Annotated in this window: 23 protein-coding genes and 4 pseudogenes; 17 read left to right on the top strand and 10 right to left on the bottom strand. The window is 65.0% G+C overall.

Going from position 1 to position 23,385, the window contains the following annotated elements; genetic code table 11:
• The first annotated feature begins 104 nt into the window (after nt 1-104).
• The 4 genes from ACV7NQ_RS32945 to ACV7NQ_RS32930 all read left to right on the top strand — a co-directional run bounded on the left by ACV7NQ_RS32945 (nt 105) and on the right by ACV7NQ_RS32930 (nt 4,090).
• A complete protein-coding gene (locus tag ACV7NQ_RS32945) occupies nt 105-1,214 on the top strand; it encodes a site-specific integrase (protein WP_463360932.1) in 1,110 nt (369 codons plus the stop codon).
• The gene (locus ACV7NQ_RS32940; RefSeq protein ID WP_463360931.1) at nt 1,211-2,713 is read left to right on the top strand and encodes a tyrosine-type recombinase/integrase; all 1,503 of its coding nucleotides are present in this window, start codon (nt 1,211-1,213) and stop codon (nt 2,711-2,713) included. The genes ACV7NQ_RS32945 and ACV7NQ_RS32940 overlap by 4 nt, the downstream gene beginning before the upstream one ends.
• On the top strand, nt 2,703-3,155 hold the full coding sequence (locus tag ACV7NQ_RS32935; RefSeq protein WP_463360930.1) for a DUF6262 family protein: 453 nt from the start codon (nt 2,703-2,705) through the stop codon (nt 3,153-3,155). Before ACV7NQ_RS32940 ends, ACV7NQ_RS32935 begins: the two co-directional genes overlap by 11 nt.
• A 314-nt stretch (nt 3,156-3,469) precedes the next feature.
• On the top strand, nt 3,470-4,090 hold the full coding sequence (locus tag ACV7NQ_RS32930) for a TetR/AcrR family transcriptional regulator (RefSeq protein WP_463363117.1): 621 nt from the start codon (nt 3,470-3,472) through the stop codon (nt 4,088-4,090).
• Between the two features lie 1,143 nt (nt 4,091-5,233).
• On the opposite strand, the gene ACV7NQ_RS32925 is transcribed toward ACV7NQ_RS32930, so the two are convergent.
• Nucleotides 5,234-6,208 carry an AraC family transcriptional regulator gene (locus tag ACV7NQ_RS32925; RefSeq protein WP_463363116.1) on the bottom strand — a complete coding sequence of 325 codons (975 nt, stop codon included), beginning with the start codon at nt 6,206-6,208 and terminating at the stop codon, nt 5,234-5,236.
• 192 nt (nt 6,209-6,400) lie between these two features.
• On the opposite strand from ACV7NQ_RS32925, the gene ACV7NQ_RS32920 reads away from it, so the two are divergent.
• Nucleotides 6,401-6,754 (top strand): hypothetical protein, encoded by a 354-nt coding sequence (locus ACV7NQ_RS32920; RefSeq protein WP_463363115.1) that lies wholly within the window; start codon nt 6,401-6,403, stop codon nt 6,752-6,754.
• A gap of 46 nt (nt 6,755-6,800) precedes the next feature.
• On the opposite strand, the gene ACV7NQ_RS32915 is transcribed toward ACV7NQ_RS32920, so the two are convergent.
• Genes ACV7NQ_RS32915 through ACV7NQ_RS32905 form a run of 3 tightly spaced genes read right to left on the bottom strand, consistent with a single transcriptional unit; the run spans nt 6,801 to nt 9,539 of the window.
• Nucleotides 6,801-7,853: an ABC transporter substrate-binding protein gene (locus ACV7NQ_RS32915; protein WP_463363114.1), complete on the bottom strand. Its 1,053-nt coding sequence runs from the start codon at nt 7,851-7,853 to the stop codon at nt 6,801-6,803.
• Nucleotides 7,854-7,855: 2 nt separating this feature from the next.
• Complete coding sequence (locus ACV7NQ_RS32910) at nt 7,856-8,743, bottom strand: ABC transporter permease (RefSeq protein WP_463363113.1); 888 nt, start codon at nt 8,741-8,743, stop codon at nt 7,856-7,858.
• Nucleotides 8,733-9,539 (bottom strand): ABC transporter ATP-binding protein, encoded by an 807-nt coding sequence (locus tag ACV7NQ_RS32905; protein WP_463363112.1) that lies wholly within the window; start codon nt 9,537-9,539, stop codon nt 8,733-8,735. Before ACV7NQ_RS32905 ends, ACV7NQ_RS32910 begins: the two co-directional genes overlap by 11 nt.
• Before the next feature lie 149 nt (nt 9,540-9,688).
• On the opposite strand from ACV7NQ_RS32905, the gene ACV7NQ_RS32900 reads away from it, so the two are divergent.
• The 3 genes and pseudogenes from ACV7NQ_RS32900 to ACV7NQ_RS32890 form a co-directional block, all read left to right on the top strand.
• Nucleotides 9,689-11,377: an ATP-binding protein gene (locus ACV7NQ_RS32900; protein WP_463363111.1), complete on the top strand. Its 1,689-nt coding sequence runs from the start codon at nt 9,689-9,691 to the stop codon at nt 11,375-11,377.
• Nucleotides 11,359-12,030 carry a response regulator gene (locus tag ACV7NQ_RS32895; protein ID WP_463363110.1) on the top strand — a complete coding sequence of 224 codons (672 nt, stop codon included), beginning with the start codon at nt 11,359-11,361 and terminating at the stop codon, nt 12,028-12,030. The genes ACV7NQ_RS32900 and ACV7NQ_RS32895 overlap by 19 nt, the downstream gene beginning before the upstream one ends.
• Before the next feature lie 62 nt (nt 12,031-12,092).
• Nucleotides 12,093-12,182, top strand: a pseudogene (locus ACV7NQ_RS32890) (SWIM zinc finger family protein); the annotation flags it as partial.
• Between the two features lie 38 nt (nt 12,183-12,220).
• Here ACV7NQ_RS32890 and ACV7NQ_RS32885 read toward each other — a convergent pair.
• Together ACV7NQ_RS32885 and ACV7NQ_RS32880 are read right to left on the bottom strand one after the other, a co-directional pair.
• Complete coding sequence (locus tag ACV7NQ_RS32885; protein ID WP_463363109.1) at nt 12,221-13,870, bottom strand: FAD-dependent oxidoreductase; 1,650 nt, start codon at nt 13,868-13,870, stop codon at nt 12,221-12,223.
• A gap of 57 nt (nt 13,871-13,927) precedes the next feature.
• Nucleotides 13,928-15,356 (bottom strand): annotated as a pseudogene (locus ACV7NQ_RS32880) (selenium-binding protein SBP56-related protein).
• Nucleotides 15,357-15,868: 512 nt separating this feature from the next.
• On the opposite strand from ACV7NQ_RS32880, the gene ACV7NQ_RS32875 reads away from it, so the two are divergent.
• Nucleotides 15,869-16,066, top strand: a complete 198-nt coding sequence (locus ACV7NQ_RS32875; RefSeq protein ID WP_463363108.1) for a hypothetical protein — start codon at nt 15,869-15,871, stop codon at nt 16,064-16,066.
• Between the two features lie 30 nt (nt 16,067-16,096).
• Entirely contained in the window at nt 16,097-16,381 is a 285-nt protein-coding gene (locus ACV7NQ_RS32870; protein ID WP_463365908.1) for an ESX secretion-associated protein EspG, read from the top strand.
• A gap of 70 nt (nt 16,382-16,451) precedes the next feature.
• Here the strand turns inward: ACV7NQ_RS32870 and ACV7NQ_RS32865 are convergent, their stop codons facing one another.
• Nucleotides 16,452-16,880: a contact-dependent growth inhibition system immunity protein gene (locus ACV7NQ_RS32865; protein WP_463363107.1), complete on the bottom strand. Its 429-nt coding sequence runs from the start codon at nt 16,878-16,880 to the stop codon at nt 16,452-16,454.
• Nucleotides 16,881-16,949: 69 nt separating this feature from the next.
• Here ACV7NQ_RS32865 and ACV7NQ_RS32860 point away from each other — a divergent pair.
• The 7 genes and pseudogenes from ACV7NQ_RS32860 to ACV7NQ_RS32830 form a co-directional block, all read left to right on the top strand.
• Nucleotides 16,950-17,033: pseudogene (locus ACV7NQ_RS32860) on the top strand (ANTAR domain-containing protein); the annotation flags it as partial.
• Between the two features lie 214 nt (nt 17,034-17,247).
• A pseudogene (locus ACV7NQ_RS32855) lies at nt 17,248-17,421 on the top strand (helix-turn-helix domain-containing protein); the annotation flags it as partial.
• A 313-nt stretch (nt 17,422-17,734) separates the two neighbouring features.
• Nucleotides 17,735-18,070, top strand: coding sequence for a WXG100 family type VII secretion target (locus ACV7NQ_RS32850; protein ID WP_463363106.1), 336 nt, complete (start codon nt 17,735-17,737; stop codon nt 18,068-18,070).
• Nucleotides 18,071-18,114: 44 nt separating this feature from the next.
• The gene (locus ACV7NQ_RS32845; RefSeq protein ID WP_463363105.1) at nt 18,115-18,405 is read left to right on the top strand and encodes a WXG100 family type VII secretion target; all 291 of its coding nucleotides are present in this window, start codon (nt 18,115-18,117) and stop codon (nt 18,403-18,405) included.
• Between the two features lie 4 nt (nt 18,406-18,409).
• Nucleotides 18,410-19,873 (top strand): ADP-ribosyltransferase, encoded by a 1,464-nt coding sequence (locus ACV7NQ_RS32840; protein ID WP_463363104.1) that lies wholly within the window; start codon nt 18,410-18,412, stop codon nt 19,871-19,873.
• Between the two features lie 10 nt (nt 19,874-19,883).
• On the top strand, nt 19,884-20,120 hold the full coding sequence (locus tag ACV7NQ_RS32835) for a hypothetical protein (RefSeq protein ID WP_463363103.1): 237 nt from the start codon (nt 19,884-19,886) through the stop codon (nt 20,118-20,120).
• 218 nt (nt 20,121-20,338) lie between these two features.
• Nucleotides 20,339-20,908 (top strand): ANTAR domain-containing protein, encoded by a 570-nt coding sequence (locus tag ACV7NQ_RS32830; protein WP_463363102.1) that lies wholly within the window; start codon nt 20,339-20,341, stop codon nt 20,906-20,908.
• On the opposite strand, the gene ACV7NQ_RS32825 is transcribed toward ACV7NQ_RS32830, so the two are convergent.
• The 3 genes from ACV7NQ_RS32825 to ACV7NQ_RS32815 all read right to left on the bottom strand — a co-directional run bounded on the left by ACV7NQ_RS32825 (nt 20,791) and on the right by ACV7NQ_RS32815 (nt 23,370).
• Nucleotides 20,791-21,549 (bottom strand): ESX secretion-associated protein EspG, encoded by a 759-nt coding sequence (locus tag ACV7NQ_RS32825; RefSeq protein WP_463363101.1) that lies wholly within the window; start codon nt 21,547-21,549, stop codon nt 20,791-20,793. The two genes, ACV7NQ_RS32830 and ACV7NQ_RS32825, sit on opposite strands and share 118 nt — an antisense overlap.
• A 73-nt stretch (nt 21,550-21,622) precedes the next feature.
• On the bottom strand, nt 21,623-22,966 hold the full coding sequence (locus tag ACV7NQ_RS32820; RefSeq protein ID WP_463363100.1) for a hypothetical protein: 1,344 nt from the start codon (nt 22,964-22,966) through the stop codon (nt 21,623-21,625).
• Entirely contained in the window at nt 22,966-23,370 is a 405-nt protein-coding gene (locus tag ACV7NQ_RS32815) for a hypothetical protein (RefSeq protein WP_463363099.1), read from the bottom strand. Before ACV7NQ_RS32815 ends, ACV7NQ_RS32820 begins: the two co-directional genes overlap by 1 nt.
• Nucleotides 23,371-23,385 lie beyond the last annotated feature (15 nt).

Genomic DNA, 23,385 nt, shown 5'->3' with positions numbered 1-23,385 from the left:
GCTGTGTTGTTGATGTCGAGCACGAGGGTTTCGGCTTCCCGGGTTCGCGTGGTGGACGTGGTTACCTACAGCCCGTCCATCTCGCGAATTGTCTTGGAGGAGCGATGCATGTGGTGCGGGTGTTGTCCCCGGTCTCGCGACGTGAGTCGTGGACGGTCCTCGGCGACGACGGGCCGGTGGGACCGGTGGAGCGGTATCTGGCGTATCTGACCGACATCGAGCGGTCGCCGAACACGATCAAGGCGTATGCCCACGATCTAAAGGACTGGTTCGTCTTCCTCAGCCAGAAGGAGATCGACTGGCGGGCGGTCCGGCTGGAGGATGTCGCGGAGTTCGTGTCGTGGCTGCGGCGGCCGCCGAACACTCGGGACGGGTCGGTGGCCGTACTGCCATCGGTGGAGTATCACTGCACGGAATCGACCGTGAACAGGAAGCTGTCGGCGGTCAGCGCCTTTTACCAGCACGCCACCCGTAATGGCGTGGACTTGGGCGAACTGCTGGTGACGTGGCAGCCGGCCGGTCATCGTCGGGGAACGGGCTGGAAGCCGTTCCTGCATCATGTCACCAAGCGAGAGCCGCAGGCTTGGCGCGCGATCGCTTTGAAAGCGCCTCGGAAACTTCCGCGGGTGCTGACCGTCGCCGAGATGCAGGCCATTCTGAACGGTTGCGACCGGCTACGCGACAGGTTCCTGTTCGCCCTGCTGCACGAGACCGGCATGCGGATCGGCGAAGCGTTGGGCCTGCGACATGAGGACATCGCTGCCGCTGAGCGGGAAATCAGCATCGTGCCGCGGGACAACGACAACGGTGCTCGCACGAAATCCCAACGGCCACGGGCGATCCCCGTCAGCGGCGAGCTGGTTCGCCTCTATGCCGACTATCTGCATGGAGAGTACGGGGACCTGGATTCGGACTATGTCTTCGTCAACCTCTGGGCCGGTCCATACGGGCGTCCCTGGTCGTATCCGGCGGTCTACGACCTGGTCTGCCGCCTACGGCAACGGACCGGAATCGACTTCGATCCGCACTGGTGCCGGCACACCGCAGCCACCCGGATGCTGCGGGACGGTGTGCCGATCGAGGTCGTGTCGAAGCTGCTCGGCCACGCCAGTCTGACCGTCACCTCGACCGTCTACGGTCACCTCACCGTCGAAGACGCCCGGAAAATCCTTGAGAAAGCCGGATGGTTCAGCGGGAACGAGGTGACGTTGTGAACTCGAGTGCCTCGATCAGCGACATCAGTGAGGCCAGTGGAAACCGGCGGCCTCAAATCCGTGCGGCCAGCCGCGACGACGACCCCTGGGCCGAGGAATACAGTCGCGACACCTGGAATCTCCGTCGGGTCGGTGCGCGCCGCGAACACGGGCATCTGGCGTATCTGCGGTTCGGCGGCATCCCTCAAGGCTGGCTGAAGGAGTTGGCCAAGCGGTGGTCAAGGTGGCGGATCTCGGTCGGAAGGACCAGCGAGACCGTCGGCTTGGGCGTTCGCGCGATCACCAGGTTCGCTGAATTCCTTGCTGCACAGCCGATTCCGGTCCGCCACCTTGGAGAAATCGATCGATTACTGCTGGAGCGGTATCTGGCTCATCTGCACTCCGAATGTGGTGGGCGGGTGATGCACCGTCACATGATCGGGCAGCTCAATCAGTTCTTGATCGCGATCCGCCAGCATGGCTGGGACACTGCGCTGCCGGTCAGCGCCATGTTCTTCCCGGAGGACATCCCCAAGGATGGTGAGTGGCTGCCGCGGGCGTTGAGCGACCACGTCATGGCGCAACTGGAGAGCCCTCAGAATCTCGACAAGTGGCGCATTCCCGCATATCGGCTGGTGACACTCATCCTCATGCGATCCGGGCTACGCGTTACCGACGCGCTCGGTCTCGGCGTCGACTGCATCGTTCGTGACGGCGAAGGCGCGCCTTATCTGAGGTACTTCAACCACAAGATGCGCCGGGAAGCGTTGGTGCCCATCGACGAGGAACTGGAACAAGCCATCAAACAGCACCTGCACGATCTGGAAGGTCAATGGCCGCAAGGGGTTCCGCGCCTGTTCTCGCAAGAGAGGAACAATCCAGACGGTCAAAGGCCCATTTACGGTGACGTCTATCGCCGCGCTCTGCGCAGGTGGTTGGCGCGGTGCGATATCCGAGACGAGAACGGGCAGCGGGTCCGGGTCACGCCGCACCAGTGGCGGCATACTCTCGGGACCCGGCTGATCAACCGCGACGTTCCGCAGGAAGTGGTCCGCCGGATTCTCGATCACGATTCACACCTGATGACCGCGCGATATGCCCGGCTGTCTGATACGACTATCCGTCGCCACTGGGAAGCCGCCCACAAAGTCGGCGCCGCTGGCGATACCGTCGTCCTCGATCCGGATGGACCACTCGCCGAGGTGTCCTGGGCCAAACAGCGTGTCAGCCGGGCGACCCAGGCCCTGCCGAACGGATACTGCGGGCTTCCGCTGGTGAGAACCTGTCCGCATGCCAACGCGTGTTTGACCTGCCCGATGTTCGTGACTACCGCCGAGTTCCTCCCACAGCATCGACAGCACCGCCAGCAGGTCATCGAACTGATCTCCGCCGCCGATGCCCGCGGCCAGCAGCGCCTTGCGGAGATGAATGAGCAGATTCTCGGCAACCTGAACAACATCATCACCGCCCTCGAAAACGGCCCTAATTCCACCGAGCAAGGAGCGGCGGATGCGAGCTGACAACAGCCGGCACCTCGTTGCCGCAGCACATCACCGGCACGAACTAACCCGCAGCAAGGCCATACGAGCAATCCGCGAACTGGATGCCGCTGGCGCACCCGTGACCTTCCAGACCGTTGCCGCCGCCGCAGAGGTCTCGCGATCCTGGCTCTACTCCCAGCTCGACATCCGAGCCGAGATCCAGAGGCTACGCGATCTCAAACGCCGCGCCCCGGAAACGTCGCTACCAGCACGTCATCGCACCAGCGACCCATCGCTGGTCCGCCGACTGGAACTCGCGAATACCAGAAACCGGGAACTGGCCGAGGAAAACCAGCGGCTGCGACGCCAACTCGCAGAAGCACTCGGCCATCTTCGGCACGCGGGCATTCGCCCCGCACCTGAAATCGAATCTCCCAGCCCTCCACCGCGTTCCAGGTCCATAACGATCGGCCCGTGCTGATCAACCATCCCATCAGGATCGTCTGCACCACCGGGGCAATCAGCGGCTCTAGATAACGCTCGTTTCCAAGACGCGGCGTCGCACGCCGTACGGCTAGTTGAGGATGTTCGGCCCCATTGGTCAATGGCGGGCCGACCCCGCCGTGTTCGGGGCTGTGCGCAGCCTCGAACACAGGAAGCATCGTGAATCGGACCCAAGAGCGGCCACACAGCAATCCAGGTCGCGTGTCGGTAGTCCCTTTGACTGACTCAGGGGCCGGGCATACGATTTAAGAAACGCTACGGTAGCGTTTTGTAAATCGGAGACGCGTGAAGATGCGGACACCAGCAGAACGGACCGCGGCCCCGGCCGGACTACCGGTGGCGCGGGGAAGACCGCGTGACGCCGAGCGTGATGTGGCGATCCTCGACGCGGCGCTGCACGTACTGACAGAAGTCGGGTACGACCAGATGTCGGTCGAGTCGGTCGCGGCCCGAGCCGGGGTCGCCAAGACGACGATCTACCGGCGCTACGCGGACAAGGCCGCTCTGGTGGTCGCGGCGGTCGAGCATCGTGCGGCAGCCGCTGCGCCGACCGTCCGCTCCGATGATCTACGCGGGGCCCTACTCGAGGTCGTGCACTGGCTGGCACGGGAGATCACCGAGCAGGAGATCGGATTGCTCGGCGCCCTGTTCGCCGGGATGCGCAGCGACCCGAACCTCGCCGCAGGGATGCGGCGCCTCCTGCACCGCGACGAGGCCGCGATGACTGACGCCTCGTTCGGCAGGGTCCTCGAACGCGGTGACCAGTTGAACCCGCGAGCAGCTGAGCTGTTCGCCGAAATCGCGCCGGCCGTCATCGTGCACAGGTTCGTGGTCGCAGGGAAGCCCTGCGATCCACCCTTCCTCGAGTATCTCGTCGACGACATCCTCCTACCGCTACTCCAACACCGGTAAAAGAGAGAGAGTACGGCTGGCAGTGGCCGAGCCTGTGTGATCATAAATCGCTGGAGGTAGTGCATCTCCCCATTTTGGGAAATGTACGCCGCGAATTGCGGTGCCAGCCTGGACAATTTGATATTCGGAATTATCGTAGATCTGTGTCTACATCGTCTCGCAGGTAAATCGAGGTGCCGCGACCAGCCGGAGCGATGGCTTATGGGAATTGCCCGAACTCGCTGGTCCAGTATTGCTTGTTCATCCGACCTCTAGAACGTCACGACAGATCCTGCTGCGCTGCGTGACGACCCCTCGTGAGAGATCAGAAGCAGGTCTGGCCGTTATTAGAATTCTCTAGCGCCCCGGCCCAAATCCAGCCACACCCCTATAATTTCGACCCAGTCGCCGTAAATCCTACCGCTGTTGATTCGGTTTCCTGCCTCAATGAAACCTTTGAATTCTCCATTCTTCTCAGCCGCTTCCCAGACCTCGGTATCCCTGACCACCAGGTTGGTTTTGCCGCATGGAAGCTGTGCGTTGGCTACCCTGGGGCCGCGATAGCAGCTACGGCAGCGACCGCGGCAGCTGCTGCTGCTATCGTTCCACCCGTCCACTTAATGTTGAGCATTCGAGCCTTCCAGTCCCGGACCATCCGCGACCAGAGCAGAATAAATGACAGCCGACTTCCTTGGCAGCCCCCGCAGCGCTTCTACGGACGATATCCGCGTAATTCGGATAGCGTGCAGCGTCTCGACACTAGTTTCAACCTCCCGATCGACGTCCATCCAACTTTTGTGAGACCACGTGGCCGACCTGTGACGTCGCAGAATTGCCGTGACCGATTCCTACATTCTCCTCGGTCACCGTGTCGTCGGTAGGCCGCAGTGACCACACCGCAGTCGACCCAGCGCGCGACTCGATCCCGCACGGTCGCCGGTCGAGAACGATGGCGCCGGGTGTCACTGCCGTGCACCGAGTTCGCCGCGGATCCGCACGGCGCCTACCAGGAGATGGGCGAAAGATCCCAGCCGCTGAACCATTCTTGATGCCGCTCTTCGGTTTCGGCCGTTCCAGGCGCCGTCGACAAACTGTCGCAATCGTGGTCACCTGGTGATGGAGCCGACGGCGTTGCTTCGGCCAGAACCATCTCGACCGGTCGGGTCACGAACGAAGGGTGGCGGACGGAGAGACGCCCCAGCGCTGTCGATAAGCGATCGAGAAACGTCCGAGATGCCCGAATCCCCAACTCGACGCGATAGCCGATACCGTCGTGACAGTCGGGTCCGCAGCCTTGAGGTCGGCATGGGCGCCGACAAGTCTTGCCTCACGCAGCCGTGCCATGGGTGTGGTGGCGAGGTAGCGTCGGAACCCTTCCTGAAGGCTCCGGACCGACAATCCCACCGCCTCCGCAATGTCTTCGATGGTCAATGGCTCCCGCGCGTGTTCGATGACCAGTTGTTCGGCGCGCCGGATCGGGCGCGGTGCCGGGTCTGGGGTGTCGGCACCTGCCAACGCCTCGGAGCAGTTGTTCGGGTGGGCCATCAGGAGCTGGGACATGAGTAATTGTTCGACCTGTGGTCGCAACATCGGGTTGCGGAGCAGACCCGTTCCTTCGGCGTCGGCCCGCAATAGCCGCACCGTCTCCAGCCACGAACGGATCCGCGGGTTCGCCAGGTCCATCGCCTCGGCCAGCCGCAGTGGACGATCCGGTTCGCGTCCCAGCATCCGGCGCACCTGGTTGTCGAGAGATTCCCGGTCGATCCGCACGATCAAATGGGAATTACCCGCGTAGGCGTGCATGTCGAGCGGGATATCGGGATCGGGCACCGATGCCACCGTCGGGTCGGAGGCGATCTCGATGTTCCCGAACCTGACGTCGCAACGCCCTACGAGCGGTATCTGCACCGCATGGAAGGTGCTCATCGGTTCCGGACAACCCACCCTCACCTCAGCGCAGTAGTTCACGTAAGCGAGCGCCACGCTGCCGTAATCAGCGTAGTTTAAACAGGCATCGATCCGACGGTCTCGAGCAACCGGCTCCAGTCGGTGCGGGGAAAACACTTCACCGATTCCCAGGCGGGCTTCATCGATGTCGGAGGTGCGCACCAGCCGGTGCTGGGCCAAGGGTTCAGCCAACGTGATCGTTCTCCAGTACCCCAGTCGGTGGACGGAATCCGCGCGTCGAGGATAGTCCAAGATCATCTCGCGACACTAGACCGCTGGTTTCGCGACCACTTTCGCCAATCGGCCTTAAGAAATCCTTAACGACAGGTAAGCACGGTTGACCGATGGCGGCTCCCGTCCAAGTATTTTCCGATCGCAGCGGCGATGAGGAGGACTTTCGAATTCCTGGCCGGCTGTGTGCGGGCGCTCGGCTTGGACGGCGCATTGGAGCTGCGTGAGCCGCTGATCGGCGAGCAGCCGACCGAGTTGGTCCGCGGCTGGATGTCGGCCGCCCGCCCGCCGCGCAGCCCCGATGCCCTCCGCGACCAACAATTCGCCAGGTGGCTGGACGCTGTCGCGGTGGTGCTGGCCGCGCGCCGCCAGCGAAGCGGACAGAGCGGCGCTCCTCTCATCCGGTGGCCCCAAATTGGCCGCGGGCAACGCCGAATTGTTTGTGCGCCCAACATTATTCGAACGGTCGACGTCATCGTGGCACGGCAAACCGGAGGTTGTCCCTAGTGGTCTGAGCGGCCACGACACCCGCAGATGTGCCGCGGTGTTCCGACTACGGCTGCGGTGCGCGCAGCGCCTCCTCCACGAATTGCGTCGTGTAGGTCTTCGACAGATCGATGCGGTTGAGCACCGGCTGCACATTCTTCGAATACTTGCCGAGGATGTTCAGCACGTTCTGTGCGCCTTCGGGTTTCATCAGCCCGTCACCATTGAACATGCCGATCGAGTCGTGGATCGACTGGACGTAGAGCTCCTTGCCCGCCGACGCGTACTGCGGCGGCATCTTGTCGGCGATCTCCGCCGGTGTGTGCGTCTTGATCCATTGCAGGGTCTGCACGAAGGCCGCGGCCAGCTTGCTCACCAGATCCGGATGGGCGTCGACGGCGTCGCAGCGCATGTACAGCGACGATGCCGGGTACAGGCCGCCGAGCGCGGCGCGGGTGCCCGCTTCGGTGCGCATGTCCACCAGAATCTTCGCCTCGCCGGAGTTCACCATCTGCGCGACGGTCGGGTCGGTGGTCATGCCCGCGTCGATGCCGTTATGGTTCATGCCCGCGATGAAGGTCTGTCCCGCACCGACTTTCACGCGCGTGTAGTCGGCGGTAGACATGCCCTCCTGCCCGGTGAGGGCCTGGGTGAGGAAGTCGGTCGAGGAGCCGAGCGATGTTACGCCCAGGTTCTTGCCGCGCAGATCGGCCGCCGAGGTGATGGTGGCCGCGTCCTGTTTGGATACCAGCTCCACCTCCCCCGGCACGTCGGCGAGCTGCACCACCGAGGTCAGGCACTGATCCTTGGCCTGCAGGTCGATGGTGTGGTCGTAGAACCCGACCACGGCCTGCACGTCACCGGTGAGCAGCGCGGTCTCCGCCGACGCACCGGACTGCTCGCCGAGCAGCTTGACGTCGATATCGTTCTTCTCGAAGAGGCCGAGCCGCTGGGCGAGCATGGCGGGCAGGTAGATCACCTTTTCCAGCCCACCGACCATAATGGTGATCTGCGGGCGGCCGTTGACCATCGGAACGATGCGGGAATCCCGACAACTGGTCGCCAACAGCAGTGCCGTGATCGCGACGACGCAGATCATCAGATGCTTGCAATACCTCATCCTCAGATCCCCTGGCTCGAGGTCGCCTGCGAGGGACGCCATTTCAGCAATCGGCTCTCCGCGAGACCGATCGCCCATTCGGCAATGAGCGCGATGACAGTGATGATGATCATGCCCGCGTAGATGCCCGCCGAGTCGAAGGTGCCCTGCGCGTTGCTGATCAACAGACCCAAACCCTTGCTGGCGCCGGCATATTCACCGACCACCGCGCCGATCAGCGCGAAGCCGAAGGCGGTGTGCAGGCTTGACAGGATCCAGGTGGTCGCACTCGGCAGCACGATCGAGCTCAGCACCTGACGACGGCTCGCGCCGAGGATCCGGGCATTGTTGATGACATTCCCGTCGACTTCCCGAGCGCCGGTGAAGGCATTGAAGAAGACCGCGAAGAACACCAGCACCACCACGGTCGCGACCTTGGAGCTGAGTCCGAGACCGAACCAGATGATGAACAGCGACGCCAGCACGATACGTGGAACGGCGTTGAGCGCCTTGATGAATGGTGCGAGCACCTCCGCCCAGTACTTGCTGCGGCCCAGCAGCACGCCGAGCACGACACCAGCGACGGTGCCGATCACGAAGCCGAGCACCGCTTCCTGCACGGTGGTGTAGATCTGCAACCAGATGGAGCCGAATTGGGTTCCGTCGGTGAACCATTCGACCAGCCTGTCCCAGATCAGCGACGGCTTCGAATAGAAGAACGGGTCGATCCAGAGGCTGGCTGTGACCTCCCAGGCGCCGAGCCACAGCACGACAAGGGCGGCGCGCAGGCCCCAGGTACGCAGCCGAGCGCGGCGGGCATTGCCACGCACGCGGTCGAGAATCTGCTCTTCGGTTTCGATTTCGACCTCGGGCGCCGACTTCGCGGCCTCGGTCAGAACGTCATGCGACACGGGAGGCTCCCTCGCCTCGGGCTGCCTCGACCTGATCGCGCAGCGTTTCCCAGATTTCCTTGTAGATGTCGCGGAACTCGGTGGTGAGCCGGACCTCCTCGACACTGCGCGGGCGCTCGAGCCCGACGGTGAAGTCGCCACACACCGTGGCGGGGCTCGCGGTCATGACGACGACTCGATCCGCGAGCACGATCGCCTCTTCCAGGTCATGGGTGACGAAGATGACCGCCGCACCGGTGCCCGCCCAGACGCGCAGCAGTTCGTCCTGCATCAGCTGCCTGGTCTGCACGTCCAATGCGCTGAACGGCTCGTCCATCAGCAGGATCTCGGGGTCGGTGACCAGCGTCTGCGCCAGCGCGACCCGCTTGCGCATGCCGCCGGAGAGCTGGTGCGGGTAGTAGCTCTCGAATCCGGCAAGGCCGACCTTGCGCACCCAACTCTCGGCCTTCTCGCGCGCCTCGGCTTTCGAATCGCCGCGCAGCCGCGGACCATAGGCGACATTGTCGAGCACGCTCTTCCACGGCAGCACCGCGTCCTGCTGAAACATGTAGCCCACGCCGGCGGGGATGCCGGCGACATCCTTACCGCGTACCAGCGTCCGCCCGGCCGAGGCCGGTTCCAACCCGGACACTAGCGAGAGTGTCGTCGATTTTCCGCATCCGGTCGGCCCGACGACGGCGACGAATTCGCCAGGTCGTACCGCAAGGTTCAGATTCCGCACGGCGGTGTGGATGCCGCCGCCGGTGCCGGGGAAACGCTTCGTCGCGCTCCGCAGCTCGATCAGTGGTTCGGTCATTGCTACTTCGCTCCTAGAAATGAGGTAACGCGAAAGTTACGTGGCCCGAGTCACACGGCGCTATTTCTACGCACAACCCGCGCAAACTGCGGATTCGCAGGTTGTGCGCATTCTGCTCACGCACCTCGAGGTGCATTATGCTGGCGCAAATGGCCAAGGAAAGGACACCGGCCGTCCGGTTGCGCACCCAGGTTCTGCTGCTGCAGATCGTGGTCGTCACGCTGACTCTCGGTGTCGCTTTTGCCGTATTCGGCTACATCAGCGGCGAACGCCTGCACGACGCCTACGGCCAGCGCGCCCTCGCCGTCGCGCGCACCGTCGCCGCCGACCCGCTGGTGCGCACCGAGGTGGCGCGGTATGCGCCGGGCACCGTCGACTCCGATCCGCTGCTGCGGCAGCAACTGGCCGCAGGGCCACTGGAACGGATCGCGGTCGACACGACCCAGCGCACCCGCGCGCTGTTCGTGGTGATCACCGACGACGCGGGAATTCGGCTGGCACATCCGGAGGAAGACCGGCTGACCGAGCATGTGAGCACGGACCCGTCGGACGCTCTGGCGGGCCGCGAGGTCATCGTCGAGGAGCGCGGCACGCTCGGCGATTCGGTGCGCGCGAAAGTCCCTGTGCTGGAAACCGCTTCGGATCGGGTGGTCGGCGCGGTCAGCGTGGGCATCTCCACCGCGGCGATCCGCGACCAGTTGCTCTCGGACCTGCGCACCGCGGCGCTGCTGGTCGCCGCAGCGCTGCTGGTCGGTATCGCGGGTTCGGCACTGCTGGCCCGCCGCTGGCGTGGGCTGACACTCGGACTCGAGCCCGCCGAACTCGCGGAACTCGTGCGCGGTCAGGCGGCGGTGCTGCACGGTATCGGCAGCGGCGTACTCGCCGTCGACCGCTCCTGGCGCACCACGTTCGTCAACGACGAGGCCCGCCGACTGCTCGGCATCGGCGCGGGCATCGGGCAGTCCGTGGATGAAATCGGGCTCACCCCAAGGATTCTCGAAGTGTTCCGGTCACTCGACGAACAGCCGGCGCCCGCCACGGTGGGTTCGCATATCGTGGTCGTCTCGGCCCGTCCGGTCAGCCGCGACCGCCACGATCTCGGCGCGGTGCTCACCGTCCGCGACCGCACCGATGTGGAATCGCTGACCCGCCAACTCGACGCGGTGCAGTCCATGAGCACCGTCCTGCGCGCCCAGCGCCACGAGTTCTCCAACAAGATGCACCTGATCAGCGGCCTGCTGCACGGCGGGCGCACCGAAGAGGCGTCACATGTCATCGATGAGCTGATCGGCGCGGGCCCACTGGGCGCGGCGACGCCGGGCATCGACGCCATTCACGATGCGTACCTGCAAGCCTTCCTCGCGGCGAAGGCGGCGCATTCGCGCGAAAGCGGTGTCGAACTCGTCCTCGGCCCCAACACCTGGGTGGCGGGCAATCTCGCCGACCCCGTCGACGTCACGACGGTGCTCGGCAACCTGCTCGACAATGCGATCGAGGCGACGCGCACCTCGGACAATCCGGTCAAGCAGGTGGAAGTCGAACTGGTGCAGGAAGATTCGACACTGCACATCGTGGTCGCCGACAGCGGCGACGGCATCGCCCCCGGGTTGATCGACACCCTGTTCACCGAGGGCACCTCCACCCGCGAGGATCGCGGCGTGCCCGGCGGGCGCGGCGTCGGCCTCGCCCTGATCCGTCAGATCGCGCGCGTCCACGGCGGTGACGTCCACCTCGCCACCCCGCACGGCGACACCCCACCCCTCGTCGGCGCCGAATTCATTGCCCGTATCCCCGGAGTCCTCGTAGACAGCGATATGCCATGGCCGCAACAGATCTGACCGTGCTCGTCGTCGACGACGACTTCCGCGTGGCGAACCTGCACGCCGGAATCGCCGAGTCCATCCCGGGTTTCACCGTGGCGGGCACCGCGAACACCCTCGCGGCGGCCCGCGACCTGAACGCCGCGAACTCGATCGACCTCGCCCTCGTCGACGTCTACCTGCCCGACGGCTCCGGCATCGACCTGGTCCGCGAACTGCAGTGCGACGCAATGATATTGACCGCGTCCAACGAAAACACCACGGTCCGTGCAGCATTGTCCGCGGGCGCCCTCGCCTACCTCGTCAAACCCTTCCCACACACCATGCTCGTCGCCCGCCTGACCGGCTACGCACGCTACCGTCAGATCCTCGCGACGCCACAGATCGACAACACCGGCATCGAAGAGGCGCTGCAGGCACTGCGCCCCGACCCCCAGCCCACCGCCCCCACCTCGGTCTCCTCCCCCACCAAGGACCTGGTCCTGCACACCATCCTCGAGGCCACCGCTGCGCTGTCGGCGGGCCAGGTCGCCACCGCCATCGGCATCTCCCGCGCCACCGCCCAGCGCTACCTCGCCGACCTGGCGGGCGCGGGCACGGTCCAGATGCGCCTGCGCTATGGCACGACCGGTCGACCCGAGCAGGAATACTCGGCCACCACTCGCGCCTGATACCGCGCCGAATGCCTGCATCGAGGCCCTGACGAGTTCGACCGAATTCCCTACATACTCGCACCTGCCCGGACCCGGGCTGGCCGTGCAAGCATGTGGCCGCGGTCGGCTATCTGCTGGCTGAGCGGCTCGACGAACGCCCACCCAGGATTCCGTGCAGATCATGGTCGGCCTCGACGATTGCCTACGGCTAGGAGGAGAGCTGGAGGTAGCGATGCACGAAGGCGATCGCCGCGCCGCCCTCACCGACGGATGCTGCTACGCGCTTCACCGATCCGGAGCGTATATCGCCGACGGCGAAGATCCCTGGGGCGCTCGTTTCGAGAGCGAACGGGTCGCGATCGGCCTTCCACTGTCCCGCCTTCATCGCGTCGGTTCCCGTCAAGATGAAGCCGTGCTCGTCGCGCGCGATCTCCGAGGGCAGCCAGTTAGTCGTCGCTTCGGCGCCGATGAGGACGAAGAGCGCCCTCGCATCCCGTCGAGATGTCGTGCCGGCCCTTCGATCGATGACCTCGATCGCCTCGAGTTGCTCGTCTCCGTGCACCGCGACAACCTCGGATCGCGTTTCCACCCGGATGTTCGCTTTCGTTACGATCTGCTCGATGAGGTAGTGAGACATGCTCGCTGGAAGCGACTCGCCCCGCACGAGGAGCGTCACCGATCGAGCGTGGTTGGAGAAGAAGATGGCGGCCTGGCCGGCAGAATTGCCCGCCCCGATCAGATACACATCGTTTCCCTGCGCCAGACCGGCGTCGCTGCGTGCCGCACCGTAGTAGACACCGGAGCCGACGAATCGATCGACCGAGTCGACCTCGAGGCGCCGCCACTGCACACCCATCGCGAGAACGATCGACCTCGTTCGAAGGACGTCGCCTCCATCCAGCCGGACGGTCAGGTCGGCAGGGTCGATGCCTTCGACCCGGCGGGTCACGACGATCTCAGCGCCCAGCCGCTTGGCCTGTTGCAGCGCCCGGCGCGCGAGCTCGTCCCCGGAGACGCCGAACGGGAACCCGGTGTAGTTCTCGATCCGGGTGGAAGTACCGGCCTGCCCGCCCGGGGCGAAGGACTCGATCAGCCCCGTCTGAAGACCCTCGGAGGCGCCGTTAACCGCCGCCGTCAGACCCGCCGGCCCGCCGCCCACGATCACCACGTCGTAGCGCGCCCGGCCTGGCGCGACCGTCAGTCCAGCGACTGTGGCAACGACACGCATCGTCGGGGCAATCAGCCGAGTGCCGTCGCGCAGCACCACCACCGGATAGGGGGCGGCCACGGCGGCTCCACCTCCTGTGCGTGCAACAGCGGCAGGATCGTCTGGGTCCAGGCGATCGTAGGGAATCTGGTTGCGATGGAGGAAGCTGTCGCAGCCGTGGACTCCCGGGTCGAGGCGCGGGCCGATTACGAACATCGCGGGCTCGAGTGGCTGCGCGGTGGCGTTTCTGAGCATCTCCAGCCGCTCCAACGCGGCGGCACCGACCGTTGCGGAGACCTGGGGGGCCATGGCGGCGAGCGTGTGGAACACCTTGACGGTCACCTTCAGCACGCGCGACGGCTCGACGGCCCGCATGCTGGCGGGCAACGGCGTACCGAACGTCATGGGGATCTCGCCTCCGAGCTCCCCTGGGAGCCGGACGCCGATCACCTGCTCGACGTCGTTCACCAGCTTCGTCAGCTCGGTCTTCCCCTCGACCACGACCGCCAGGAACTGGCCTTCACCCTCGTGGGCCACGTACTCCCCGGGGATGAGGTGGATGTCCTCAACGGCGCCGACAAGATACTCCAGCTCTTTCTGCGCGAGCGTCGAGAAGAGTGGAATCGTGGCCAGCTCATCGACAGTCAACACGATTCCCTCACAACCTCTTCCTCCTAGCCCGCGGGCATCGACGCGGCTGGCGGATGGTCAGCTGGTGTAGCAGTACGAGTCGCTGGACGCGTCACCGCCTTGGAGCCGGGTTTGGTGGACCCTGAGGCCGTGGAAGTCATCGCCGTGCGGAAAGAAGCGTGTGTCGGCGACTAGACCGCCCGCGGAGACGTCGACGTCAAGCTTCGCCATCCAAGCGCCGACCCCGTCGGGGTAGAAGACCTCGTCCCAGGACGCATAGAGCGAGTTGGTGGCATACACCCGTCGCCCATCACGGCTGATCTCCACCATTTGCGGGCCGCCGCCGAGCGGCGTGCCCGGATCGGCCGGGTGCGGTTCGCGTCGCACGATCCCGCCGAGGCGAACCGAAGCGGTCTCTCGCGGGTGGAAGGGGTCGCTGACGTCGTACTGCTTGAGTTCACCTGTGCCAAAGCAGGATACGTACAGCCAGCGATCATCGACTGACAGGTCGATGTCGGTGACCAGCGGCGGTGCCGCGCCGAAGGGCTTCAGCGCCGGTGGCAAGTCGTCGGCGTCCGCGGGCTCGGCCGGGATGGTGATGACCTTGTCGACCGCCCATTGATCGCCGTCCTGGTGCCACAGCCACACCGACGCCGACAGATCCTCGACGCTGATCACCCCTCCCACGAAGCCGAAGGCCTTAGACGGGTCGTGGGCCGGTCGCAGCTCGAGCACCATCTGATGTTGGTCACCGAGATCGACGCGCTGGGTCAGCTTCCGCTTGGACATGCTCCAGAAGTTCACGTGGTGTCCGAACTTCCGTCCGAGCAGGTCTTCGGGGTCGAGCCCCTTCTCGATCGCCGAGATCGGCCCCCCACTCCGACGTCAGCACCGTGTCGTACTTCAGATGCCACCACACGTCGTAGGCGAAGTATTGCGCTCCGCGGTCCAGCTCCCACGCGCCGATGACCTCGAAGGTGTCGTGGTCGATCAGCGCGACGCCGCCGGGACCGTCATCGCCGTTGGGGCCGCCCAGAGCCGACATGAAGATGCCGCCCGGTCCACAGTGGACGGTGTGCGGGCGCGAGTACCCGGCCTTGGCTGCGAGCTCACCGGCCTCGATCGTGTGTGTCACCACCGGATGGCGAGGGTCGGGCTTGGTGTCGAGGACGAAGATGTCGGACGAGCGAATGCCGGGTACGAGCAGGTAGCGACGCTCGAGCGGTTCCCTGTGATCCCCGGCGTGGTGGCCGCCGTGCCCGCCGTGGCACAGTGCACTCGAGCATGCGTTCCACCCGAAATGGTGCAGCTCGTTGCCCGCCGTCGGCAGCTCGGCCCAGCCGACCACACCGCCGTACGTCGAGGAGTTGGGGTCGCAGTCCACCACGGCGATGGCATCCTTCTGCTGGCCAGCCGGGTCGAAAGCGGCGACGTAGGCGAGTTGCTCGGGCGCAGCCGCGACAGCGGCGCCCGGGCTGCGGTAAAACGTGGGATCTGTTGCAGCCATGGTTCCTCCTCGGCTCGCGCCCATTCGCCGAACCACCATCTGGGGTACTTGGTCAGTCGACGTGACAGCCAGGTGTATCGCTCTTGATCCTTCGCCGCGAATGCGGGGCTGTCTATCCCCGGGGCGTCTTCGTCAACTGGTTGGGCCGCTCGGGGTCAGCGACTCGAGGGCAGGAACTCGGTGTGCAGGCCCGAGGCGCGGACCTTGAAACATCTCGACCGGTTTGGCGATGTCGCGCAGCCGCCGCGACCAAGGACCGACACCCGTGAGAGCACTTCGTCCCGAAACCCCGTGAAGGAAATCCGATGGAAGATGATTGGCTCGAAGCCCAGGAACGGCGCAGGCAGAAGAGACTCGGGAATCTCCGTGTTGAACGCGCGGCCGTCGCCGCCACCGAACGGTGATCTCGCCGGTGCTGGTACAGGCACTGGAGATCGCGCTCGACCCCGAGGTTCGTATCGAGTCGAAAGGCTTCGGCGGCCACGATCTTTCGCAGACCTTTCGCTTCCACGGTGCAGTCCACGGACAAGCGGCCCACTACGATCGTGCAACTACCAGGCACCGCACCCGACATCGGCGGCGACGTGATCGTGGCGCTCTGCGCAGCGGACCAGATCGCCGAACATCTCGTCGCCGCTCTGCCACCCGCGCGAGCCGGTACCCGCCCGCGGATCGAGATGCGGCGCGAACTGGTCACCGCGGATCGCTAGCGCTATTTCCGAAATGTCAATGAGCTCAGCCTGATCGAACAGCTCAATCGCATCTTCAAACGAACCCGGCTCGCCATGGGCGAGGTCACCGTCTTCGCTGGCCAGGCAATCGACGCCCGCCCGGCATTCGGACGCGGCTTCTGGTGGATGGACTACGAGGACGGCCGCTACTACGTCAAAACCGGCGACCCGATCATCGCCAACCCCATGGACGCCACTGACATTGCCGCCGAAATCACCCGCCTCACCACCCTCACCCAGCGCTATCACCGCGAGGACCGCGAACATGACGAGTACCTGCGATCTCAGCGATAGATGCAGGCAACAAACCGCCCTACTCGGTCTCATCCATTGGGGACGGGCCACTGGCGTTACGACGAAACCCTCACAATACGCCGGACGACCTCAATTCCGCTATCCGAGTCCATATTTCGTCGTCCGGTGGCAAGTAGACATCCAGATCGTCGCGCCGCATCAGCCGGTCAATCACAGCACGGAGGCGAATCACCGACCCCGGATCCGCGGCCCAATCGCTTCGAGGAATCTTCAGCGCTGCTACCAGGAGGTCGCCGGGATAGTAGTCACCTTCAGCCAACGGGTTCCGCTCCAGCACCTCGAGTGCTCGTGGCAGGAGAGCGGATGTTCCTTCATGCTGCCCCAGCATGATGCGGAGATCTTCGGCCGTGAACAAGCCAATCGGCTTGTGGCGCAATACGTGTACCGCCTTCATCAGCCGCGTCGCATCTGGCGGCGGGTCCGGCCACACGACGCCGTCTACCTGCTCTAGCGTTTGGCTCGCAATATCGTCGTTCACGCTTTCCCTGGTTCTCGTGGACAATACACATTTACGCGCCGAGATATCATCAACGACGAACTGCCCGACATGGTCGCCGCGCGCGAGGTGATCGATCAGGCCAAGGGCGCGTTGATGGCCATCTACAGCGTCGACGCCGAGCAGGCGTTCGCGGTGCTGGTATGGCTCCGTACCTCCATAGGGCTGATCTTCCCGCCGCAGCGAGTCAGTAACGGCGATACCGGCCCAAGCCGCGCCGACACCTCGATAGCGACCCGCAGCGCCCGTTCACACGAACCCACAATCCAGACCAAATGGTTTCTCGCTGACATTCAATTGCGTTCTGTCGCTGACACTTTCGCCCATCGAGGAAATGCAGCGGTTCGTCGGGCGCCCGCGCCCGCTGTCGGCGGGCCAGGTCGCCACCGCCATCGGCATCTCCCGCGCCACCGCCCAGCGCTACCTCGCCGACCTGGCGGGCGCGGGCACGGTCCAGATGCGCCTGCGCTACGGCACGACCGGTCGACCTGAGCAGGAATACTCGGCCACCACTCGCGCCTGATACCGCGCCGAATGCCTGCATCGAAGCCCGAACTTCATCCCTGACCGAACGGATCGCAGCACAGCCCGCACGGCTCGATCGCTCGAGAGCGTGTGCGTCGGTATCAGCCGCGGTCGAGGTGTGGAATGCGGTCGGCGGCAATGGATTGGAGGTGAGGTGCTGCGGAGTCTCAGGATTCGACGTCGCCGACGAGGTCGAGTGGTTCGCTACGCTGTGTCTGGTTGTGCGCGTTCCCTTCTGCACGGAACCAATCCCTTTCGAGGCGCGTCCTATCAACCAAGCCCTGACCCACCGATGTTCAGAGAGGACCGGAATGACCGAGGCTGCGTCTGCGACGCCCGGCACCCAGTTCGTTGTTGTTCCGGAACATGTTTCGGATGCCGGCAGGTATGTGCAGGAGACGGCACAAACGCTGATCAACGGGGTTCGCTCGGCGGATGCCGAGGTCGCAGGGTTGATGAGCACATGGCGGGGCGCGGCTGCTGATGCCTACTCGGCCGGATGGGATGAGACCCGTCAGGCTGCCGTCGCGGTACTCGAGGCGCTCGGTGACATGGCCGAGTTACTGGGTGTGGTCGCGACCGAGGTCGACGCGCTCGATCAGACGCGCGCAGATGCGTTCCGGCCGAGTTCGCTGGATCTGCCCTGAAAGAAGAGTCTGCTGAGCCCGTCGAGTTGAATTGATTGAGATACATGGAATATCGCGTTGATCTAGAACATCTGGATGAGGTGACAGCTCGGATCGAGGGGTTGCGCGGGTTCGTCACCGAATCACTGCGCGAGGTAGAGGAGCGGATCGCGACCGTGCAGCAGTCGTGGAACGGGGAGGCCGCCGACCGGCACGCCGAAGCACACGCGGAATGGGTGACCGCCGCGGAGCGGGTGCGCGCGGGGATCGAGAAAATGCGGGCTTCCGCGCAGGCCGCGCACGGCCATTACGGTGATGCGGTCGCCGCCAACCTGCGCACGCTGGGACGGCAGTAGCCCTGTGACCGTGATCGATGTCGACACCAGTGTCTACTACGACACCGGTAACCGTCTGGTCAGCTTAGGGACCGAATGGTTCGCCGCAATAGACGGGCTCTGGCCCACGCTGGCGGAATGCAAATCCATGACCGGCTCATATTCCGAGGCTCGCGATTGGGCTGCCTCCTACGACCAGCGCGCGTATGACCTGCTGAATGTGGCCACCACCATCGCCGAGGCGGTCCACGCCTACGGCGCCGTGCTGCTGGAGGTGGGCTACAACCACGAGTTGGCCGACTACAACGCGAACATCGGCGACACTGGGCCGCCACCGGACAAACCACCCACACCCGCACCAGCGGCGTACCTGTGCCGGATCCCGCTGCCCTCGGCCGGCGGCCCCGGGCAAGGGTTGCTCGATGACGGCATCCAACTGGTCGAAAAGATCGGGATCACCATCCCCGACGGCGACACCACCCGGTTGGCGCGGTGCGCCGCCACCTGGGCGCAGATCGCCGCCGCCGCCCCTGTAGCGGGTATGGCCGGCGAACTGGAACGTCTCGCTGGTCAATTCGAGACCGTGACCAGCCCCGAAACACAGTTCATCGACGAGGATCTCCGCGCACTGCGCGATGCGGTCAACACCGCGGTCGCGTCGTTCGGGGAACTGTCGACCTCCGCACGCGAACACCACGACGCCCTCGTCCAGCTCCGCGCCGACCTCAGCAGGGAGCTGGAACACCTTGCCCACGAGCTGGCGAAAGAGCTGGCGATCACCGCCGCGATCAGCATCGCCGCGTCTTTCGTGACGTTCGGTATCGGTGCCGCGGTCGGTGCGGCGCGGGCCGCCGGCATCGCCGCCCGCTTCGCCCGCCCGATCCGCTCGCTGATCGAGGCATGGAAGGGCGCGAAGAACCTGCAAAAGGGAGTGCGCGTCGAACAGAACGTTGCCCGCCATCGAAACGACTTGCAGCGCATCAAGAATCTGGAGCCGAAGAGTTCGGCTCCGATGCCGAAGCCGGGCAGTCCGGGGTCGCTGCTGAGCGGAACGGACCGGGCGGCGCTGTGGGACTACACCGGCCCCGGCGGGTCGGAGAGCCTGAACTGGGTGCTGCGGCACGGCGGAATGAGCCGCGCGCAAGAGCTCCGGATCTCCGATATCAATGCTGCACTCGACAAGTTGCCTGACTATCAGGGGGCGGTAACCCGCCGCGCGAACCTGTCCCCGGAGGATCTGGCCCGCTACCAATCCAACACCACCGTGACCGAGGCCGGTTTCACCTCCACGTCCAGGTCACCCGAAGCGGCGTTCGACCGGCCGGTCGAGTTTCAGATCGTTTCCAAGCATGGAAAGAGCGTCGAGGACTTCGCGCGACGACCAACCGAGCAAGAAGTTCTGTTCAAGAGCGGTACACAGTTCCATGTCGTGAACCGGTTCACCGACCCGGAAACCGGGCGGATCATCATTCAAATGGGCGAAATCTAGGAGGCATGTTATGGCTGAATGGCACAACGGTCGGCGGTTTTCCACTCGCGAAGAAGACGGCCTCCCGCCACTGAGCCAGGAGGAGCGCGATCACATCGCGGAGACGCTGGCCGAGTTCAACCGCCGCCGCAACGCAGTCCCTGACGATCAGCGCATCCATCTGTCCTCACGGTTCGGCGACGACGACTTCGACGACGACCCCGGCAACCGCAACCCTGACGGCACACGCAAAGCCGACCGCACATGACCAGCACTGCCGGAGGTCTGGTTCGGGTACCTTCGCCGGAACGGAAGAAGCCGATGGTGGGGTGCGAACTGAACTGAATGGAACCGTTCGTGCACCTAACGCGTCTGAGCAAGTAGACGAGATTCCGGGCGACAGGCGGCTCCGACGCGCCAACAATGACGACGAAGCCTCCAGCGGCAAGCAGCGGGGCGTGAGCACTGGCGTTGTTATAGTCGCTCGTGGTCGGGGATCAGCTGTACGACTCCGACGGGACGGTGGTCGGGACCGCAGGGTTCTACATCGACGTCACCAAGACTGTGGCGGCCGAGCGCCGAGACATCATCGACGACGAACTGCCCGACATGGTCGCCGCGCGCGAGGTGATCGATCAGGCCAAGGGCGCGTTGATGGCCATCTACGGCGTCGACGCCGAGCAGGCGTTCGCGGTGCTGGTATGGCTCCGTACCTCCATGGGGCTGATCTTCCCGCCGCAGCGAGTCAGTAACGGCGATGCCGGCCCAAGCCGCGCCGACACCTCGATAGCGACCCGCAGCGCCCGTTCACACGAACCCACAATCCAGACCAAACGGTTGCTCGCGGACATTCAATTGCGTTCTGTCGCTGACACTTTCGTGCGGCCTCTCAGTCGCGAGAGGCTGTGCGGGCTCGCGGAGTTGGCGACGCGGGCGGGCTACCGGGCGTGGGTGCGGTCGACGGTGTCGATCCGGGACTGTAGTTGTCGCATCAGTTCTTCAGCGGGGCCCGGGGTGAAGCTGACGTCGTCCCGGTTGTGGTTGATCAGGAGATAGCGGCCGTCTTCGGGGTAGTCCATCCAGATGAAGGCGCGGCCGTCGTTGGTGGGCCGGGCGTCGTAGGCGGCGCCCGGATAGACGGTGATCTCGCCGGTGCTGCTGCGCGGGCGCCGGACGAACCGCTGCATTTCCTCGATGGGTGACAGCTTTGTCGGGTGGCGCGCATACACCGGCTGGTTCAGGTCGGACCGCCGCGCCGAGAACGGATAATGGCTTCCGCCTTGGCATTGCGGCAGTTTCGCCGCGAGCTCCGCGACCAGCATGCCCGCGCCGCATTGGGTGATGACCACATCGTGGCCGTGCTCCCGGTCAGGGCCGGGCAGTTGCTGCGCCACCGTGGCGACACGATCCGCAAGACCGGCGTGGATGCGCACCACCTGCGACAGCTCCGGTCCGTAGAAGCCGTGGATCTCGATCCGCACCCGTGGTTCCAGCAATGTGGTCAGCGCACGATGGAACCGTTCGTCAAACATCGGTTCCAGCCGCTGCGCCGTGCGCACGCGTAGCCGTTCGTAGTCGTCACGATGCTCCATGAATTCCGGCTGGTAGCTCAGTGGGTACGGCAGGCGGTCGCGACCCATCGCCGACATCGCGATGGTGAACGCGAGACCGTCCAGCCGCCAACGGTTTTCGCTCATGCCTGTGCCTCGCTGGCGCTCGGCTCCGGCATGCGCGATGCGCGCTGTGACACGATTCGCTCGCTGCGCTCGCTCATCCGCCGATGACCCCACCCGGCGGTAGCACGCGCGGCTGCACGCCGAGCAGCTCCGTGGTGCGGTCCTGGACCAGGTAGTCCGGTGTCTTGTGCTCCTCGTTGTCGTCTCCCTTCCCGCGGGCGGCGGGCGCACCCATGCCGGGCATGCCGGGTCGCCCGGCCTGCGGGTTGCCCGCCCTGGACCCGGGCGCACCGGGACCGGGCCGGCCGGGCGGCCTGCCACCGGGGATGCTCTTACCAGGACTCGGTGTGCCGGGCGGCGTGCCACGGAAACCCGGAGCACCGGGCGAGCCGGGGCCTGGCGTTCCGCGACGGCCGAGCGGGTCATCCAGGTAGTTCGTGGGCAGCTTCGGGTCGGGAGTCGCGTTCTGCGGCGTAGTGTTCGCCGGACTCGTGTTGAGCGGGTTCGTGTTCTGGGGGCTGGTGTTCTGGGGGCTGGTGTTCTGCGGATCAATGCTGTTCGGGTCGCCCGGTTGCTCGCCATTGGCGCTGGGCACATCCGGCTTGCCACTGGACGGGACACCACCGGGGTTCGGGCCGTTGCTGCCGGGGCCGGGCGCGGGAGCGGGTTGGCCGCCGGACCGGTCGACCGGATTGAACGGCTCGGGCAGCAGCGGCGTGCGCCCGTCGACCTTCAACACGCCAGGTTGATAGACCGTGGTCATCACTTCCTGCGCGTGCGCGGCGGCTTCATTGGCCCGGTGCTTGGACAGCTTCAGCACACCATTGCCGGGGATGTGCCCCATGAACTCGCCGAAGCCGTCCACGTGCTCCGGCGGCGGCACGGACCGTTTGGCCTGATCGAGGTAGCCCTGCATGAGGTCGATGCCGTTCGCGACCATCTGGAAGCTCACCGCCAGCTTCTGGAATTCATCCGAATAACTGCGGGTGGCCTCCATCGCGGAATTGGCGGCGCGCCCAGCCCACAGCGTCGCGATGTCCTGGTCGACGCCGGTGCGGAAGGCATTGATCGCGTTGGTGGCCTGCTCGGTCAGACGCCGCCAGCCGTCGGCGCCGCTGTTGATATCGGCCTGCTCGACCCCTTTGACGCCACCGTGACCGTTGAGCGCCTCCCAAATCTGTTGGTGCGTCCAGGTTTCGAATGCTTCCGGAGAGAGGATCTTGTTGGGTGCGGGCTGATGGGACTGCGGGTCCAGCACACCCCACTCGTTGTCGATGATCTGCCGGTCGCCCTTCCAGTAGTCATCGGCGTCCTTGCGGAGATCGGAGTCCCGGTCGTTGTTCTGATTCGACTGGGTGCGCGCGTCGAAGATCGCGACGGGTACGGGACCCGCGACCGCCGTGACAACAGCTTTGGCAACGTCGAGTGGGTTGACCATCAGCGCACCTCCTCGGTGAGAGTGCTCATCCGGCTGCCCGCTGCTTCGTCGGTGGCTTGCAGCTTGCCGATCGCGGCGGCGTAGGTGTCGTGCATCAGCTGGACTACCTCGATGTGCTGTTGGAGACGGGCAACGGCGGAGTCGTTGGGGTCGTGTGAATCGCCGCCGGCGGCTTTCTTCTCGAACTTGGCTTGCAGGGTTTGCGCTGATGGGAGGTCGCCGTAGCCCGAGAGACGATCGAGACGCTGCGCCTGGGTCTTCATGGACATGAGCTCCCCGAGGAATGTTTCGCAGCGCCTGCGCAATGCCTCGCCGATCCCTTGCTCCACGCGGAACTCGCCTGATTCGGCCTTCTGTTTGAGTTGTTGCCAGCGCCGCATCTCGCCCTGCATGTCATCCGCCATTGCGTCTCCCCTCAC

The sequence above is a fragment of the Nocardia sp. Tas62D01 genome, from assembly GCF_055232035.1.
Note: the sequence above shows the minus strand (reverse complement) of the source record. Positions and strands in the feature narration are given on the sequence as shown.